The following is a 15,935-nucleotide window of genomic DNA, read 5'->3' on the forward strand; positions in this document are numbered from 1 at the left end:
CAACTTCACCATCCCGCCCCGGATCCGCCCCGAGTCCCCAACCTTCAGCCCTCACCATCCGGACATCGCCGCCGCCGACCATCTCGCCCCTCACAGCACCCCGACTCCGCACCTGGCCGCTACCATCCCCGCCCGCTCCGGAACCAGCGCTCCCCACGCCAACTGACGCTCCACCAACAACCCCCTCCCCTGGAACCGCCGCCCCGGAGGTCGAACCGCCGTGCCTCACCCCGCCCTCGCGCTCGGCATCGCCGCCCTGACCGCGACCGGCAGCGCCTGGCACCTGCCCGCCCTGCTCGACCTACTCGACCTGCGGGCAGGCGCCGACCGCCCACGGGCCGCCCGCCTCGCCGCCACCGCCTGCCTGCTCTGGTGGTGCGCCCCCGCCGCGGCCGCCCTGCTGCTGACCACCCCGCTGCCCTGGCCCGTCCCGCTCGGCGCACTGCTCACCGGTGCCATCTCCGGCGGCGCGCTGCACTGCTCGGCCACCGCCGCACGCCGCGCCGACCAGCGCGAACAGGCCCGCGCCTGGAACGTCCTGCACTCCGGCCGCCCCTACACCCTCCCCGCCGACCCGCCACCGACCACCCACCGCACCACCCCGCCCACCCCCGCCTGACCCTGCGGCCCGCCCCGGACAGAGGTCCGGTGCGGCGTTCCCGGTGGGGCCGTGTGACGCTTTTCGGCGCCGGAGCCAAGTAGAGGCGTAAGCAGTCACCCGCCCGTCCCAAGGAGCGTCCGTGCCCACGGAGCACCCCGCCGTCCCACCCGTGCCGGATCCGGCCGGGTTCGCCGAGTTCTACCGGCAGAACTTCGCCGCGGTCCTCGGCTTCGTCACCCGGCGCACCGACAGCGTGCACCTGGCGGCCGACCTGACCGCCGACGTCTTCCTGACCGCGCTGGAGCAGGCGGACGGCTACGACGCCCGGCGGGGGACGCCCGCCGCCTGGCTGTACGGCATCGCCCGGAACGTGCTGGCCGCGCACTTCCGCGGCAGTGCCCGGGAGCGGCACGCCGTCTCCCGGATCGCCGGCCACCGGATGCTCGACGAGCAGGACGCCGCCGTGATCGAGGCCCGGATCGACGCGGACCGTGCCGCCCGGCAGCTGGCCGGGCGGCACGCGGCGCTGTCCGAACCGCTGCGCGCCGTGCTGGACCTGGTGGCGCTCGACGGGCTGACCGTCCGCGAGGCCGCCCAGGCGCTGGGGATCGGCGCCGCCACCGCGCGGATGCGCCTGCACCGGGCCCGCAAGGCGCTGAGGGGCGTCCCCCCGCAGACCGGCCCGTCCCTGAACACCCTTCTGGAGGTCGCCTCGTGAACACCCCCCTGGACATCCCCGCGGACATCCCCGCGGACACCCCCGTCAACTTCCGGCAGCGCCTCGAGGACGAGCTGACCGCCCGTGCCGCCGCCGCCCGCCCCGTGCTCGTCCCGCTGCCCGTCCGGCGGCGCCGCACCGGGCGGATCACGGTCACCTCGCTGGGCCTGGCCGCGGCCGTCGCCGCCGTCCTGCTGGGCGCCCGGGCCGGCAGCGGCCCCGCCACCCGCCAGGAGGCGGTCCCCCCGGCGGTGGGGGGCGGCGCCCTCGACGAGGTCGGCTACACCGTGACGGTCCGCCCCGACCGCCTCGTCGCCGTGGAGATCATCGGCACCGAGCTCTCCGGGCTGCAGGACGCACTGCGCCGGGCGGGGCTGCCCGCCGTCGTCCTGTCGCCGTCGGCCTCCTGCTCCGCGAAGGTCACCCCGGTCGACACCGGCCACCTCGGCCGGGCGATGTCCCTGGACCCGGAGAACGGCCGCGTCGCCCTGCTCGACCCCGGCGCGGTCCCGGCCGGCGACACCCTGCTGGTCGTCGACGAGGCCCCGCCGGGCGCGCTCCACAAGTCCGTCGGGAGCCTGGCCGTCATGCTGACCAACCCGGCCCCGGCCTGCTTCCCCGCCGCCCGGGTCGGCGTCGGCCGGGGCTGACGGACCCGCCCCGTCAGGCCCGGCGGTGCGGCCCCCGCAAGGTGGCGCGGGCGGGGACCCAGGTGCCGAGGGCGGCCAGCGCGGCCGCGCCGAGCAGGACCAGGGCGAGCTCGGTGCCGGGGACGGCGACCCCGGCGGTGCCGCGGGTGATGCCCTCGGCGTAGGTGGTCAGCACCGCGAGGGCGACGGCCAGGCCCAGCGCGGTGGCGAGGACGACGGCGACGGCGGTCTCCCAGCCGAGCATCCGCCGGATCTGGCGGCGGGTGGCGCCGGCCAGGGCCAGCGCGGCGAACTCGTGGCGGCGGTCGGCGATGCCCATGGCCAGGGTGTTCAGGACGGCGATGGCCACGAAGGTGATGATCAGCCCGAGCATGACGTAGCCGATCTGCGCGCCGGTCCGGTTCGCCGCGGCGGCGGCGGACGCGGAGGCCCGGTCGAGCACCCTGAGCCCGGGCTCGCCCCGCAGGGCGGCGGTGAGCGACTGCCGGGTCAGGCCGTCGCCGCGGACCAGCAGTTCGTCGTCCAGCGGCACGTCGACGTGGGCGGCGACCAGGCCGTGCGCGAGGGTCAGGTCGCCGAAGCCCAGGCCGCGGCCGTAGAGCGCGACCACCGTCACCTCCGCCGGGGTGCCGTCGGCGAGGGTCAGCCGGACCCGCTGGCCGAGCCGGTAGCCCAGCCCGTCCGCGGCCGCCGCCGTGTCGTCCGCCAGCCGGCCGGGGTCGCCGGCGGTGACGCCGAGGTCGAGGGTGTCGGCCAGCCGCTCGGGGGTGACGGCCTGCACGCTGCGCCGGGTGAGCCCGTCCCGGACCTGGCTGTGCAGGACCCGGGTCACCGTCCGGACGCCCGGCACCGCGGCCAGCGCCTCGGCGGCGGAGGCCGGGGCGTGCGGACCGACCACGAAGTCGGCGGTGCTGCCGCGTTCGCGCTGGGCGGCGGCCGCGTGCCCGGTGGTGGTCTGGGTGAACAGGATGGTGCAGGCCATGGCGATCAGCAGGGTCAGCGGCACCACCACCGACGCCAGCCGGTGCGCCCCGGCCCGCAGGTGCCGGACGGCCAGCCAGCCGCCGATCCGGGACGCCCGCAGCGGCAGGCCCAGGACGGCCGTCCCGGCCCGGGCCACCAGCGGGCCGAGCAGGGAGAGCGCGGTGCACCACAGCAGGACGGCGAGGAAGCAGACCGGTGTCGCGGCCTGGTCGCTGTGCAGGGCGGTCAGCAGGACGGTCAGCACCACCGCGCCGGCGGCGGCCAGCGCCCCGAGGACGATCCGGGCCGCGGCCGGGCGGGCCGGCTCCACCTCCGCCTCGCCGAGCGCCTCGACCGGCTTGACCGCCGTCGCCCGCCGGGCCGAGATCCGGGCCGCCGCCCAGCCGGCCAGCAGGGTGGCGGCCGCGGCGGCCAGCGCCGGGAAGGGCGAGAGCACCACCGGCAGGTTCGCCGGGGCCACGCCCAGGGCGACGAACCGGCCGTGCAGCCAACTGCCCAGCGGCAGACCGGCGGTGGCGCCCAGGACCCCGGCGGACAGGCCGAGCAGCAGCGCCTCCCCGCCGATCATCTTCCGGACCTGCCGCCCGGTCGCGGCCACCGCCCGCAGCACCGCGATCTCCCGCTGCCGCTGCTGGACCGACAGGCCGAAGGTGCCGACCACGATCAGCAGGGCCACCAGCAGCGAGGTCCCGGCCAGGACGGCGCCCGTGCTGACCAGGCGCACCCCGGCCCCGGCGGCGTCCGGGAACTCCGCGCCGCCGCGGTCGTCGCCGGTGCGGACCACCGCGCCGGGGGTGCCGGCCAGCAGCGCCCGGACGTCGGCGGCGGCCGACGGCGCGGCCGGGAAGACGCCGATCGCGCCGACCAGGCCGTCGTGTCCGGCGAGCGCCCGGGCCCGGCCGGTGGCGAAGAAGACCGCGGACTGGTCGGCGAAGCCCTGCGCGGTGACCCCGACCACCCGCACGCCCAGCGTCCCCGAGGGCGTCCGGACGGCCGTCGCGGAGCCGGGCGCCAGGTGCGTCCGGGCCGCGGTGGCCGCGTCCACGACCACCTCGTCGTCGGCGGCGGGCGCCCGGCCGGCGGCCAGGACGAGACCGGCCAGCGGCGCCGACTCCCAGCCGTGGCCCCACGCACCGCGCTCCGGCCCGCCGGGCAGCAGCGCCGGGAAGGTCACCTCGGTGGCGACGGCCCGCACCGACGGCAGGGCCGCGACCCGGTCGGCGAGGGCGGCCGGCACCCAGGCGCGGTCCGCGATCGGCTTGGACTTCTCCTTGACCTTCCCCTTCCCCTTGTCGACGGTGGCGTGCACCTCCTGGTCACCGGAGACGACGATCGGCGCGGCCGCGTACCGCTCCGGCCGGACGGCGCCGACCAGGCCGGTGACCAGCAGCGTCCCGCAGCCGCAGACCAGGGCGGCGGCGCAGAACAGGGCGACGAAGGCGCCGGCGAACCCGGCCCGGCGGTGCCGGAGGGTGGCGAGGGCGAGTCCCAGCATCATCGGTTCCACGCCCCCAGCCGGATCATGCGGTCGGCGACCGCGGCGGCGGTCGGCCCGGTCAGGGTGTCGACGACCCGGCCGTCGGCCAGGAACAGCACCTCGTCGGCGTAGGACGCGGCGACCGGGTCGTGGGTGACCATGACCAGGGTCTGGCCGAGCTCGTCGACGGTCTGCCGCAGCAGGACGAGCACCTCACGGGCCGTCATGGTGTCCAGCGCGCCGGTGGGTTCGTCGGCGAACACCACCTCCGGGTCCGCGACCAGCGCCCGCGCGATCGCCACCCGCTGCTGCTGGCCGCCGGACAGCTGGCCCGGCCGGTGCCCGGTGCGGTCCTGCAGGCCCACCCGGCGGACGAGTTCCGCCAGCCGCCCCGGATCGGCCCGCCGCCCGGCCAGCCGCAGCGGCAGCGTGACGTTCTGCTCGACGGTCAGCGCGGAGACCAGGTTGAACGACTGGAACACGAACCCGGCCCGGTCGCGCCGCAGTTCGGTCAGCTCCCGCTCGCCCAGCCGGGACAGGTCGGTGCCGCCGAGCCGGACCGTCCCGGCGGTCGGCCGGTCCAGGCCCGCCGCGCAGTGCAGGAAGGTGCTCTTGCCCGAACCGGACGGCCCCATCACCGCGGTGAAGCCGCCCTTCGGCAGCCGCACCGTCACCTCCCGCAGCGCGGCGACCGCGCCCCGCCCCTTGCCGTGGACCTTGCTCACGGCGTCCAAAGTGATCGCATCGCTCATGCCCTCCAGCCTCCCGGCCCGCGAACTCCCTTCCCAGGGACGGGAACACGCGCCACCCGTGATCTCGTCACGGGTAGGGTCGGGCCATGATCAGACTCCTGCTGGCCGAGGACCAGCACGTGGTGCGCGGCGCCCTGGTGGCCCTCCTCGGGCTGGAACCCGACCTGGAGGTCGTCGCGGAGGCGGACTCGGCGGACGACGTGCTGCCCCGGGCCCTGGTCTTCCGCCCCGACGTGGCGGTCCTGGACATCGAGATGCCCGGCCGGACGGACGGACTCCAAGCGGCCGCCGCGCTCAAGGAGCGGCTGCCCGCCTGCCGGACGCTGATGCTCACCTCGCTCGGCCGCCCCGGACTGCTCCGCCGCGCCCTGGACGCCAAGGTCGACGGCTTCCTGCTGAAGACCGCACCGCCCGCCGACCTGGTCGCGGCCATCCGCCGGGTGGCCGCCGGCGGAAGGGTGCTGGACCCGGCCCTGGCCGTCGCCGCCTGGGACCTGGCGGACAACCCGCTCACCCCCCGCGAGAACGACGTCCTGCGCGAACTGGCCGGCGGCGCCGAACCGCCCGAGATCGCCGCCCGCCTGCACCTGTCCACCGGCACCGTGCGCAACGTGCTGACCGCGGTCGTCGGCAAACTGAACGCCCGCAACCGCACCGACGCCGTCCGGATCGCCCGCGAGGCCGGCTGGCTCTGACCCGCTCCGACCCGCCGGTTCCGACCCGCTCCGACCTGCCGGTTCCGACCCGCTCCGACCTGCCGGTTCCGACCTGCCGGTCCCGACCCGCCGGACCCGGCTCAGCGCAGCGGCACTTCGGCCCGCAGCAGGTACCACCCGTCGTCCGGCCCGGCGGCCAGCGTGCCGCCCGCCCCGGCCAGCCGGACCGTCAGCCCGCCGATCCCGGAGCCGGGCGCGGTGACGTCCGCCCCGACGCCGTCGTTCTCCACCTCCAGCCGCACCGCCCCGCCGGCCGCCGAGACGGCGATCCGCGCGTGCCGGGCCCGGCTGTGCCGCAGGACGTTGGTGACCGCCTCGCGCAGCACCACGCCCAGCACCGCCCCCGCCGCGTCCGGCACCGGCCCGTCCTCCAGCTCCACCGCGATCCCGGCGGCCTCCAACACCGCCGCCGCCGAAGCCAGTTCGGCGGTGAAGGACAGCCGGGGCCCGTCGTCCGCCAGCGCCCCCAGCTCGGCCCGGCCGCGCTCGGCCAGCCGCGCGATGCCCGCCAGCTCGGCCCGGCAGCGGGCCGGATCGCCGTCCGCCAGCCGCCGGGCCAGCTCCGCCTTGAGCAGGATCGCGGTCAGACCGTGCCCGAGCAGGTCGTGCAGGTCCCGGGCGGCCCGCAGCCGCTCGGTGACGACGGCGGCCGCCCGCCGCCCGGCCGCCGCCCGCTGCAACTCCCGCACCAGCCGGACCAGGCGCAGCACCGCGTACACCACCACGCAGGTGACCAGCGCGCTGACCGCGGTCAGCAGCACCGGCACCGGGCCGTGGCCGCCGACCACCCCGGCGGCCGCCACCACCGCGACGGCCGACGCCGCGCCCGCGCGCAGCGGCAGGGCGATCAGCAGCGAACCGGCCAGGATGCCGGCCGCGCCGATCCAGTTCCGGCCCAGCCAGGGCAGCGGCAGCAGGGCGAGCACCGCCGAGGCGAGCAGCGCGGCGCGGGCGTGCCGGGTCGCGTCCCGGATCGAGAAGCGGACCTGGAAGGCGCAGAAGACCGCCACGCACCCCGCTCCGAGCCAGAGCCGGGACGGGGGGACGAACATCAGCGCCTTCGCGCAGAACACCGCGAGCAGGAACCAGTACAGGCCGAGCGCGGTCCGCAGCTCGGGCGGGTCGACGGCGACCGGGGCCGGCGCCACCGCCACCGACGCCTCCACCGCGAAGCGCCCGTCCGGCTCCAGGCCCGCCGCCAGGTGCCCGCCGACGGCCCGCACCCGCTCCGCCAGGTCGTCCAGGACGTCCGCGCCGAGCGCCGCCGTCGGCACCCCGTCGCTGACCACCCGCAGCACCACCCGCCCGGCCCGCTCCTCGGTGGAGACCTCGCACCGCCGGGCGTCCCCGACCCGCACCACCGCGGTCACCGCCTCCCGCAGCACCACCGCCAGCACCGTCCCGGCCGGCCCGAGCGGCTCGCGGTGCCCGATCCGCAGGTCGGCCGCGATGCCCGCCGAACCCAGCAGGGCGCGGGCGCTCGCCGCCTCCGGGGCCAGCGAGAGGCTGCGCAGCTCGGCGGCGGCGGCCCGGACCGCCCCCAGCGTCCGCCGCGCCGTGTCGATCAACCCGTCCAGCGCCGCCGGGTCCCGGCGCTCCGCGGCCTCCCGGATCCGGGCCATGCCCGCGTCCAGCCCGCTCCCCAGCGCGGACGCGATGCGCAGCCGCTCGTCGGTGACCGCGGAGGCCGCCAGCTCCAGCCGGGCCCCGTGGACCCGGCCCGCCAGCAGCGCCAGCGCGGTCACGGCGTAGAGCATGGCGCCGCCCAGCGCGATCGTCAGCAGCAGGTCGACGGCCTCCCGCGGCTCCGCGGCCCGGCCCGCCTCCACCGCCGCCGCCCCCGCCACCAGCAGGGCCAGCAGCACCCGGCGCCGCTCCAGCAGCAGCGAAGCCGCGGGCAGGCACAGCAGCCCGACCGACACCCCGAGCGGACCGACCGCGAGGAACCCGACCCCCACCTCCACGGCCGCCCACCCGCCCCACCCGGCCGCCCCCCGGGTGTGCCGCAGCTGCAGCCCCGCCAGCACCAGGCAGGCCGCCACGACCGCGACCCCCGCGGCAGGCTCCGCCACGACCCGCCCGGCCCCCCGCACCAGGTGCACCAGCACCAGCGCCACGGCCACCGCCGCCGCCAACCGCCGTCCCCCCGGCCCGCGTTCCCCCTCCACCCGGCGCATCGTACGCGGCCCCCGCCACGACGGAGGCCCGGACCGCGACCGCGGTCCGGGCCTCCGGTCGGGACGACGGCTAGTGCCGGGACGCGGCACCGCCCGAGCCGCCGGCGGCCGACCGGTTGCGGGCGGGGGCGGGGCGGCGGGGCCGGCCGGCGGCGGACCGGTTGCGGCGGGGGGGCTCGACGACGGGGGCGGGCACGGGGACGGGGACCCCCGGGGGGGCGCGGGGGCCGGGGGTGTGGGGGAGGACCAGGGTGACGACGGTGCCGGACTCGCCGGCCCGGGCGGTGCGGCCGCCGCGGTGCAGGTAGTCCTTGTGGTCGGTGGGCGGGTCCAGGTTGACGACCAGGTCGAGGCCGTCGACGTGGATGCCGCGGGCGGCGACGTCGGTGGCGACGAGCGCGGCGACCTCGCCGCTGCGGAACTGCTCCAGGGTGCGGGTGCGCTGCGGCTGGGACTTGTCCCCGTGCAGGGCCGCGGCCTTCACGCCGCTCGCCAGCAGCGTCTCGACCAGGCGGTCCGCGCCGTTCTTGGTGTCGGTGAACATGATCACCCGGCCGTCGCGGGCGGCGATGTGGGCGATCGTGGCGTCCTTGTCGGCGTTCCGGACGTGCAGCACGTGGTGCTCCATCGTGCCGACCGCCCCCGCGGACGGGTCCACCGAGTGGGTGACCGGGTCCTTCAGGAAGCGCCGCACCAGGCCGTCGACCTTGCGGTCGAGGGTGGCGGAGAACAGTAGCGTCTGGCCGCCCCCGGGGACCTGTTCGAGGAACGCGGTGACCTCGGGCAGGAAGCCCATGTCGGCCATCCGGTCGGCCTCGTCGAGGACGGTGACGGCGACCCGGTCCAGGCGGCAGAGCCTGCGCTCGACCAGGTCCTTCAGCCGGCCGGGCGTGGCCACCACGATCTCCGCGCCGCGGTTCAGCACCTGCGCCTGGCGGCGCACCGGCACCCCGCCGACCACGGTGGCCATCCGCAGCCGCGCCGCGTGGGCGTACGGGGTGAGGACCTCGGCGACCTGCTGCGCGAGCTCACGGGTGGGGACCAGGACCAGCGCGACCGGGCAGCGCGGCTCGGCCTGCTGCCCGGCGGTGCGGGCCAGCACGGCGAGGCCGAACGCGAGCGTCTTGCCGGAGCCGGTGCGGCCCCGCCCCAGCACGTCCCGGCCGGCCAGCGAGCTCGGCAGCGTCGCGGCCTGGATCGGGAAGGGGGTGGTGAGGCCCCGGCGCGCCAGGATCGTCAGCAGTTCTCCCGGCAGGTCCAGTTCCTCGAAGGAAGTGACGGCGGGCAGGCTCATGCGGGAGGCCCCTCTCGGACGGCGGCACGGAAGCGGCACGGAAGCGGCACGGAAGCGGCGCGGGGGCGGCGGAAAAGCCGAGGGGCCCGCACCGGGCACCAGGTGCGCGGCGCGGGCCCCTCGCTGCCAGGCGGTTGCCGTGGCAGTGGGAACTACAGCGGGCGAATGTTCTCCGCCTGCGGGCCCTTCTGGCCCTGCGTGACGTCGAACTCGACCTTCTGGCCCTCGAGCAGCTCGCGGAAGCCGGTGGCGTTGATGTTCGAGTAGTGGGCGAACACGTCCGGGCCGCCACCCTCCTGCTCGATGAAGCCGAAGCCCTTTTCCGCGTTGAACCACTTCACGGTGCCGTTAGCCATGTAAAAAAATCTCCTTCAAGGCACTTTCCGGAACCCGCACGTTACGGGAGCCGAGTCACTGCGATGAGTACCCGTCCGGAGAATGTCCGGAAAACAGAAATGCGCCCGCGATACATCAGCAGGCGCACACAAAGTTCATGGGAACCACTACTGCAACTCCTTCGACTGTAGCAGCCCCGGGCCCGAAACGGGGGGACATTTCTCCCCGGTTCCGGAGCGGCTCCCCTCGGCGCGGGCGGGCCGGGCCCGCCCCCGCCCGCCAACACCCGCACCGGTCGGGACGGTTGACCGGGCCGGTGGGGGCGCGCGCGGCGCTCTCCCCGCCCCGCGGCGTCCCCCGGTCCGGACCCCCGGCGGGAGTGCCGTTCGACACACCCGGCATTTCGGGCATCCAGAATTCGCCCCGTCAGAAAGGGGCGCCGCCCGCGCTCCACGGCGCATACTGGCTTGGATGAAAAAGCCTGAAGCAGTCCGCCGACACCTGCCCACCAGCCCCTTCAAGGCCAAGGCCGAAGCCCCGCGCAAGCACTTCGCCGTCGGCGACCGCGTCACCCACGACGCCTACGGCCTCGGCCGGGTCGTCGCCGTCGAGGGCGACACCGCGGTCCTGGTCGACTTCGGCTCCCACCAGGAACGCATCGCCGAGCCCTACCGCGGAATGTTCAACCTCTGACCACCCTGAGCCCCCTCCCGCCCCGCCACCGACGGCTCGCCCGCACAAGCGCCAACGACGAAGGCCCGGACCGCAGTTGCGGTCCGGGCCTTCGAGCGTGGCGGAGGGGGCGGGACCCGGACCCGTGAGGGCCCGCCCCGCCGGCCCCGCCGCCTCCCCCGGGCCGGTGGGGAGCGTCAGCCGCCGAGGCTGACGTTGTTCTCGCCGTCGGTGCACACGATGCGGATGGTGAGGTCCGCGGGCCTCGGTTCGCCCTTCGCGCCCTCCGGCGGGCAGTCGTTCCTGCGCACGGTGACGATCCAGCCGGTGGCCTCGTCGTTGGGGCGGCTCTCCAGCACGTCGGTCGGCCACCGGTCGAGCTGCCGGTTCTCGCCGGGGGTGATGCTGAACCCGCCGCCGTAGACGCTCTCGTCCGGCGGGCAGAGCAGCTCGTGCGGCTTCCCGTCGGCGCCGCCCGGGATGGTGGGGCCGGTCACCGCCTGCGGCGCGAGGAGGCTCGTGGTCGCTGCCGCGCTGCCGCTCGTGGCGGCGAGGACGGCGGCTCCCGCGGCGAGGGCCGTGGCGATCCTGGTCTTGCTGGACACGTGTCACTCCTGGGGTCCGGTGGGGGTGTGCGGACATTCCAGCACGGGGGTGACGGACCGTCAGGTCGACACGCACGGTGACGCTGTGCCAGTAGGCGATCTTGGGAATGCTGGAGTGTCTGCAAACGAACCACTACGCAGCGTGCTCTACTGGCGGCGAATCGCTGTCCCCCGTGTGGCTGCCCCGCAGCCTCGACCAGCACGCCGTGAGGACCCCCATGACACGCAGAAGACTGAGGGCAGTACTGGCGGCCACCGCCGTCACCGCCGCCCTGTCGACCACCACGATCCTGACCGCCCCCGTTCCGGCGGCCTCCGCCACGACCGACCCCTTCGCGGGGAACCGCGGGCTGCGCATCACCGGCGAGCAGCTGCAGGCCGAGGTCCGCGCCGACGAGGTGGCCGCGTTCGGACGCCCGGCCGCCGAGTCGATGGCCCGGGACCGGATCGGCCTGCGGGCCGTCCAGACCGACTATCCGCAGACCACCCGCACCAACCGGTTCACCATGCTGACCAGGACCCAGCGGGAGTTCAACAGCACCTTCGACCCAGCGAAGTTCGGGCAGTTCAAGCAGTACATCCCCTCTCCCGAGTTCGCCGACCACATCGCGCTGCTGCCCACCGGCAAGGTGCTGATGTTCTCCTTCGAGTCCGTCGAGGACAACCCGCAGAAGGAGACCGCGCCCACCGACGTCATCGGCAAGCAGAACGCCGGCCGCGCCTACCTCTGGACGCCGCCCGCGAACGACACCGACCCGGGCGAGTTCAAGGCCGTCCCGCCACCGGTCGTCGACATGCCGGACGGCCTGGACGAGCCGCGCCCCGCGCCGTTCTTCTGCGCCGGGCACTCCTACCTGCCCAACGGCATGGTCGGCGTCTTCGGCGGCAACCTCGGCGGCAACGGCGGCACCGGAGCCAAGCTGGCCTTGGTCTTCGACCCGTGGACCGAGACCTGGCACCGGGAGCAGGACATGTCGGTCGGCCGCTGGTACCCGAGCGTGGTCACCGGGGCCGACGGCCGGCAGACCATCATGTCCGGCCAGTCCGAACTCGGCTTCGGCACCCCGACCCCGGTGATCGAACGCTTCCCGGCCAAGGGCACCGACGTCCCCTACGCCAGGTCGGCGGCGCCCGACGGCGTCGCGCTGGACCGGTGGAAGGCGGACGCCCCGTACCGGATGGACTACCCGCACCTGTTCTCGCTCCGGGACGGCCGGATCTACGGCTTCGGCCGCAGCTCCGACCAGCAGTTCGTCTTCGACCCGGCGAACGAGACCCGCAGCCCGCTGCCCAACCGGCCCGACGGCTTCCCCCGCCTGTACGGATCGGCCGTCGCCCTGCCCAACGGCACCGCCGGCCCGGACTCGGTGCTCGTCCTCGGCGGCAACTACAAGGACCCCGACACCTTCAAGTTCTCGGGCGGCCGGTGGACCAAGGACAAGCCGCGCAACCTCGGCCGCGCCCAGGACGACACGCTGATCTTCCCCGACGGCAACCTGTTCACCGTCAACGGGGCCGTCGGCATCCGGGACTACGGCCTCGGCGACTACAACCCGAACGTCCCCGACGACCGGTTCCGCCAGGTCGAACTGCGGGACGCCGACGGCAACTGGACCCTCGGCCCGAAGCAGCGGCTGCCGCGCGGCTACCACTCCAACGCGGTCGTCCTGCCCGACGGCCGGATCATGGTCACCGGGGACGAGCTCCAGCAGATCGCCAACAACCCGGACATCAAGTCCGGCAACAACGGCACCATCGAGATCTACGAACCGCCGTACCTGCACCAGGGCGGCCCCCGCCCGGACATCAGGACCGTACCGGCCGACCCGGTGGGCTACGACAAGGCGTTCCGGATCAACACCAACTCGCCGACCCAGGCGGCCCGCGCCGTCCTGCTCGCCCCCATCACCTCCACGCACTCGGTCGACACCAGCCAGCGCCGCCTCGAACTCAAGCTCGTCAGCCGGGCCGGCAGCCAGCTCGTGCTCCAGACCCCGGCCTCGTCCGCCGACGCCCCTCCCGGCTGGTACATGCTCTTCCTGCTCAACGACGCCGGGGTGCCCAGCGTGGCCAAGTGGATCCAGCTGAGCCCGAACGCCTGACCCCACCCCCCGACACCCCGGGTGGCCGGGCCCGCGACCGGCGGGCCCGGGACGGGCGCCCGGGAGCCTCCCCACCAGCCGGAGCCGACGAACGGATCCCCTCCATGGCCGACCTGAGCCTGCGTCAAGACCGCGAGATCCAGGGCGACATCATCGCCGGATTCAAAAAAGACCACATGACACTCCTGCTCCTCCAGTTCAGCGACGCCCCGGCGGCCCGGAGCTGGCTGGAGAAGATCACCCCCAAGATCGCCACCACCAAGGCGGTCGCCGAGTTCAACGAGGACTACAGCCAGGCCCGCCAGGCGTCCGGCGGCGACGACCCGGCGGCACTGAAGGCCACCTGGCTGGGCCTCGGCTTCACCTACCAGGGCCTGCAGTTCATCACCGGCCGGCCCGACCTGCTGAAGGACCGGGCCAGGACCGGCGACACCCTGGAGGCGTTCATCCAGGGCCCGGCCGACCCGGGACGGTCGATCGCGCTCGGCGACACCGACGACAACGACCCGAAGCACTGGGTGTTCGGCTGCGCCACCAAGCCCACCGTCCACGCGGTGCTGACCGTCGCCTCCGACACCGCGAACGGCCTCGCCGGGGCGCTGGAGGAGCAGAAGGCCGCCGCCACCCAGGCCGGTGCGGTCGTCGTCTACGAGCAGAAGGGCGCCGCCCTGCCCGGCGAGAAGAAGGGCAAGGAGCACTTCGGCTTCAAGGACGGCGTCAGCGAGCCGGAGGTCGAGGGCTTCGACGAACCGGACCCCGACAAGTTCACCGGGGAGGGCCCCGACCGGGTCTTCTACTCGAAGAAGCACCCCGGCACCCGGATCCTCCCGGCCGGCGAGTTCGTCGTCGGGAGGAAGCTCACCGCGGCGCACGACCGGGGCACCGCCGCGGTCGAGACCGTCCCCGACTGGATGCACGACGGCTCCTTCCAGGTGGTGCGCCGCCTGGAGCAGGACGTCGCCGGCTGGTGGGCGCAGGTGGACGCCCAACTGCGGCGGCTGAAGGACCTCAAGGCCGTGCCGGAGGACACCAAACGGGACTGGTTCGCCGCCCGGCTGGTGGGCCGCTGGCGCGACGGCTCCCCGGTGTGCAAGCACCCCGACCGGGCCGGCGGCACGGCCGCCGGGTCCGACAACGACTTCAAGTACCTCGGCGACCCGGAGGACCCGGACGGCCTGATCACCCCGCTCTTCTCCCACCTGCGCAAGACCAACCCGCGGGCCGGGCTGGTCGACGGCACCCCGGTCGACGAGGCGTTCATCGACGCCCGCCGGATCATCCGCCGCGGCGCCCCCTACGGACAGCCCTTCGACCCCACCAGCGGCGACGAACTGAACGGCCCCGACGCCGAGCGCGGCCTGCTCTTCGTCTGCTACCAGTCCGACCTGGTCGGCCAGTTCGAGTTCATCCAGGCCAACTGGATCAACGACCCCGACTTCCCGCCCGGCCGCAAGGCCAAGCCCGGCCCCGACCCGCTGGTCAGCGGCCAGCTCGCCACCGTGAACGACGGCCGGACCAGCTGGGAGGGCACGTCCCCGGCGGGCGAACGGCAGACCACCGTCCTGGACTTCCGCCCGTTCGTCCAGACCCGCGGCGCGCTCTACTGCTTCACCCCCTCCATCACCACGCTGCGCCGGCTCGCCCAGGGCCGCCTCACCGGCGAACTCGAGGAGGAGACCGGCCACCGGACCGCGGCGCAGGACCTGCCGGTGGACTGCGTCCTGCCGCTGCCCGACGCGCCGGGCCGCTACTGGACGTTCCAGCAGGGCACGATCCGCCTGATCGGCACCGGCGACACCGAGGTCCGCCGGCTCACCACCGGAACGGTCGACGACCGCACCGGGGTCGTCGTCAAGGACGTGGGGCCGTACTCGTCCTGGCCCGCCCTGAAGGGCGTCACCCAGGTCGACACCATCCTGCCCGTCTTCGACGAGCAGCGGGTCGACGGGAAGAGCGCGTACTGGGTCTTCCACACCGTGGGCGGCAACCAGTTCTACCGCTACGTCACGATCGGGGCCTCCGAGCCCTACGCCAGCCAACTGGTGGCCGACGACCAGCCGGTGAGCAGGTGGAGGTCGTTCGGCGGAGCCACCCCCGTCACCCGCGTCGACGCCTTCCTGCCGGTGCCCGACCAGCGGCCGGCCGGCGACGGCTCGTTCTGGTACTGGATGTTCCACAACACCCCGGTGGGCCAGCGCTACCGCCTGATCTCCATCGGCCGCTCCGGCAACGCCCACCCCGACCGCCTCCAGCGGGACGACCGGCAGCTCAGCCAGTGGCGCTCCCTCGAAGGCGTCACCAGGGTCGACGCCTTCCTCCCCGTCCCCGGCAAGGACGACCCCGCCGGCGGCCAGCACTGGTACTGGGTGTTCCACCAGGACGAGTACCGAGTGATCATGGTCGACCACGGCGGCAACCACCAGGACGACCTCCTGCGGGAGGACCGCCCGACCGCAGTCTGGTGCCGCAAGCCGTAACCCCCCGCCGCCCAGCCACGGCCACAGAACGCCGAAGGCCCGGACCGCAGTTGCGGTCCGGGCCTTCGATCAGGCGGAGGATACGAGATTCGAACTCGTGAGGGGTTGCCCCCAACACGCTTTCCCACTCTCCTCAGTGCTGTCCACCGGGGTTCACGCCCGTCCTGAACTGCGGCGGAGTAACCGACTGGGCCATGGCTGAACCTGCCCGGACGGCGGTGAATGAGACCAGAACTGAGACCACGTCGCCTGGTGCCCACAGCCGGACCGATCCGCCCTGTTGGCGATCAGCTGTCCGTGTCCTTGGGATGCCGGGGTGAGGCGTAGACGAGGTGGACGGTCCGGCCCGGCTCGTCGACGAGGTAGCGCACGCG

13 protein-coding genes are annotated in these 15,935 nt (G+C 75.1%); 7 read left to right on the forward strand and 6 right to left on the reverse strand.

Going from position 1 to position 15,935, the window contains the following annotated elements; genetic code table 11:
* Positions 1-220: 220 nt before the first annotated feature.
* From IH44_RS43460 to IH44_RS0137785, 3 genes are all read left to right on the forward strand, one after another.
* Positions 221-619: a hypothetical protein gene (locus tag IH44_RS43460; RefSeq protein ID WP_051818163.1), complete on the forward strand. Its 399-nt coding sequence runs from the start codon at positions 221-223 to the stop codon at positions 617-619.
* Positions 620-740: 121 nt separating this feature from the next.
* Positions 741-1,319: an RNA polymerase sigma factor gene (locus tag IH44_RS0137780; RefSeq protein WP_030464375.1), complete on the forward strand. Its 579-nt coding sequence runs from the start codon at positions 741-743 to the stop codon at positions 1,317-1,319.
* The gene (locus IH44_RS0137785) at positions 1,316-1,969 is read left to right on the forward strand and encodes a hypothetical protein (RefSeq protein ID WP_030464376.1); all 654 of its coding nucleotides are present in this window, start codon (positions 1,316-1,318) and stop codon (positions 1,967-1,969) included. Before IH44_RS0137780 ends, IH44_RS0137785 begins: the two co-directional genes overlap by 4 nt.
* Before the next feature lie 13 nt (positions 1,970-1,982).
* On the opposite strand, the gene IH44_RS0137790 is transcribed toward IH44_RS0137785, so the two are convergent.
* Both IH44_RS0137790 and IH44_RS0137795 read right to left on the reverse strand, forming a co-directional pair.
* On the reverse strand, positions 1,983-4,451 hold the full coding sequence (locus tag IH44_RS0137790; RefSeq protein ID WP_030464377.1) for an ABC transporter permease: 2,469 nt from the start codon (positions 4,449-4,451) through the stop codon (positions 1,983-1,985).
* Positions 4,448-5,182: an ABC transporter ATP-binding protein gene (locus tag IH44_RS0137795; protein ID WP_030464378.1), complete on the reverse strand. Its 735-nt coding sequence runs from the start codon at positions 5,180-5,182 to the stop codon at positions 4,448-4,450. The genes IH44_RS0137790 and IH44_RS0137795 overlap by 4 nt, the downstream gene beginning before the upstream one ends.
* Before the next feature lie 86 nt (positions 5,183-5,268).
* On the opposite strand from IH44_RS0137795, the gene IH44_RS0137800 reads away from it, so the two are divergent.
* Complete coding sequence (locus IH44_RS0137800; RefSeq protein ID WP_030464379.1) at positions 5,269-5,877, forward strand: DNA-binding response regulator; 609 nt, start codon at positions 5,269-5,271, stop codon at positions 5,875-5,877.
* Between the two features lie 101 nt (positions 5,878-5,978).
* On the opposite strand, the gene IH44_RS49570 is transcribed toward IH44_RS0137800, so the two are convergent.
* The 3 genes from IH44_RS49570 to IH44_RS0137815 form a co-directional block, all read right to left on the reverse strand.
* Positions 5,979-8,066, reverse strand: coding sequence for a sensor histidine kinase (locus IH44_RS49570; protein WP_157852607.1), 2,088 nt, complete (start codon positions 8,064-8,066; stop codon positions 5,979-5,981).
* 79 nt (positions 8,067-8,145) lie between these two features.
* Complete coding sequence (locus tag IH44_RS0137810) at positions 8,146-9,369, reverse strand: DEAD/DEAH box helicase (RefSeq protein ID WP_051818172.1); 1,224 nt, start codon at positions 9,367-9,369, stop codon at positions 8,146-8,148.
* A gap of 152 nt (positions 9,370-9,521) precedes the next feature.
* Positions 9,522-9,725 (reverse strand): cold-shock protein, encoded by a 204-nt coding sequence (locus IH44_RS0137815; protein WP_030464382.1) that lies wholly within the window; start codon positions 9,723-9,725, stop codon positions 9,522-9,524.
* A 451-nt stretch (positions 9,726-10,176) separates the two neighbouring features.
* Between IH44_RS0137815 and IH44_RS0137820 the strand changes: the two genes are divergently transcribed.
* Entirely contained in the window at positions 10,177-10,398 is a 222-nt protein-coding gene (locus tag IH44_RS0137820; protein WP_030464383.1) for a hypothetical protein, read from the forward strand.
* A 176-nt stretch (positions 10,399-10,574) separates the two neighbouring features.
* On the opposite strand, the gene IH44_RS0137825 is transcribed toward IH44_RS0137820, so the two are convergent.
* Positions 10,575-10,982, reverse strand: coding sequence for a hypothetical protein (locus IH44_RS0137825; RefSeq protein WP_030464384.1), 408 nt, complete (start codon positions 10,980-10,982; stop codon positions 10,575-10,577).
* 218 nt (positions 10,983-11,200) lie between these two features.
* Between IH44_RS0137825 and IH44_RS0137830 the strand changes: the two genes are divergently transcribed.
* Positions 11,201-13,084 carry a galactose oxidase early set domain-containing protein gene (locus tag IH44_RS0137830; protein WP_030464385.1) on the forward strand — a complete coding sequence of 628 codons (1,884 nt, stop codon included), beginning with the start codon at positions 11,201-11,203 and terminating at the stop codon, positions 13,082-13,084.
* Between the two features lie 104 nt (positions 13,085-13,188).
* Complete coding sequence (locus tag IH44_RS0137835; RefSeq protein WP_051818175.1) at positions 13,189-15,561, forward strand: Dyp-type peroxidase; 2,373 nt, start codon at positions 13,189-13,191, stop codon at positions 15,559-15,561.
* Positions 15,562-15,935 lie beyond the last annotated feature (374 nt).

Origin of the sequence: Kitasatospora sp. NRRL B-11411 (assembly GCF_000721345.1) — a bacterium.
Classification (GTDB): Bacteria; Actinomycetota; Actinomycetes; order Streptomycetales; family Streptomycetaceae; genus Kitasatospora; species Kitasatospora cineracea.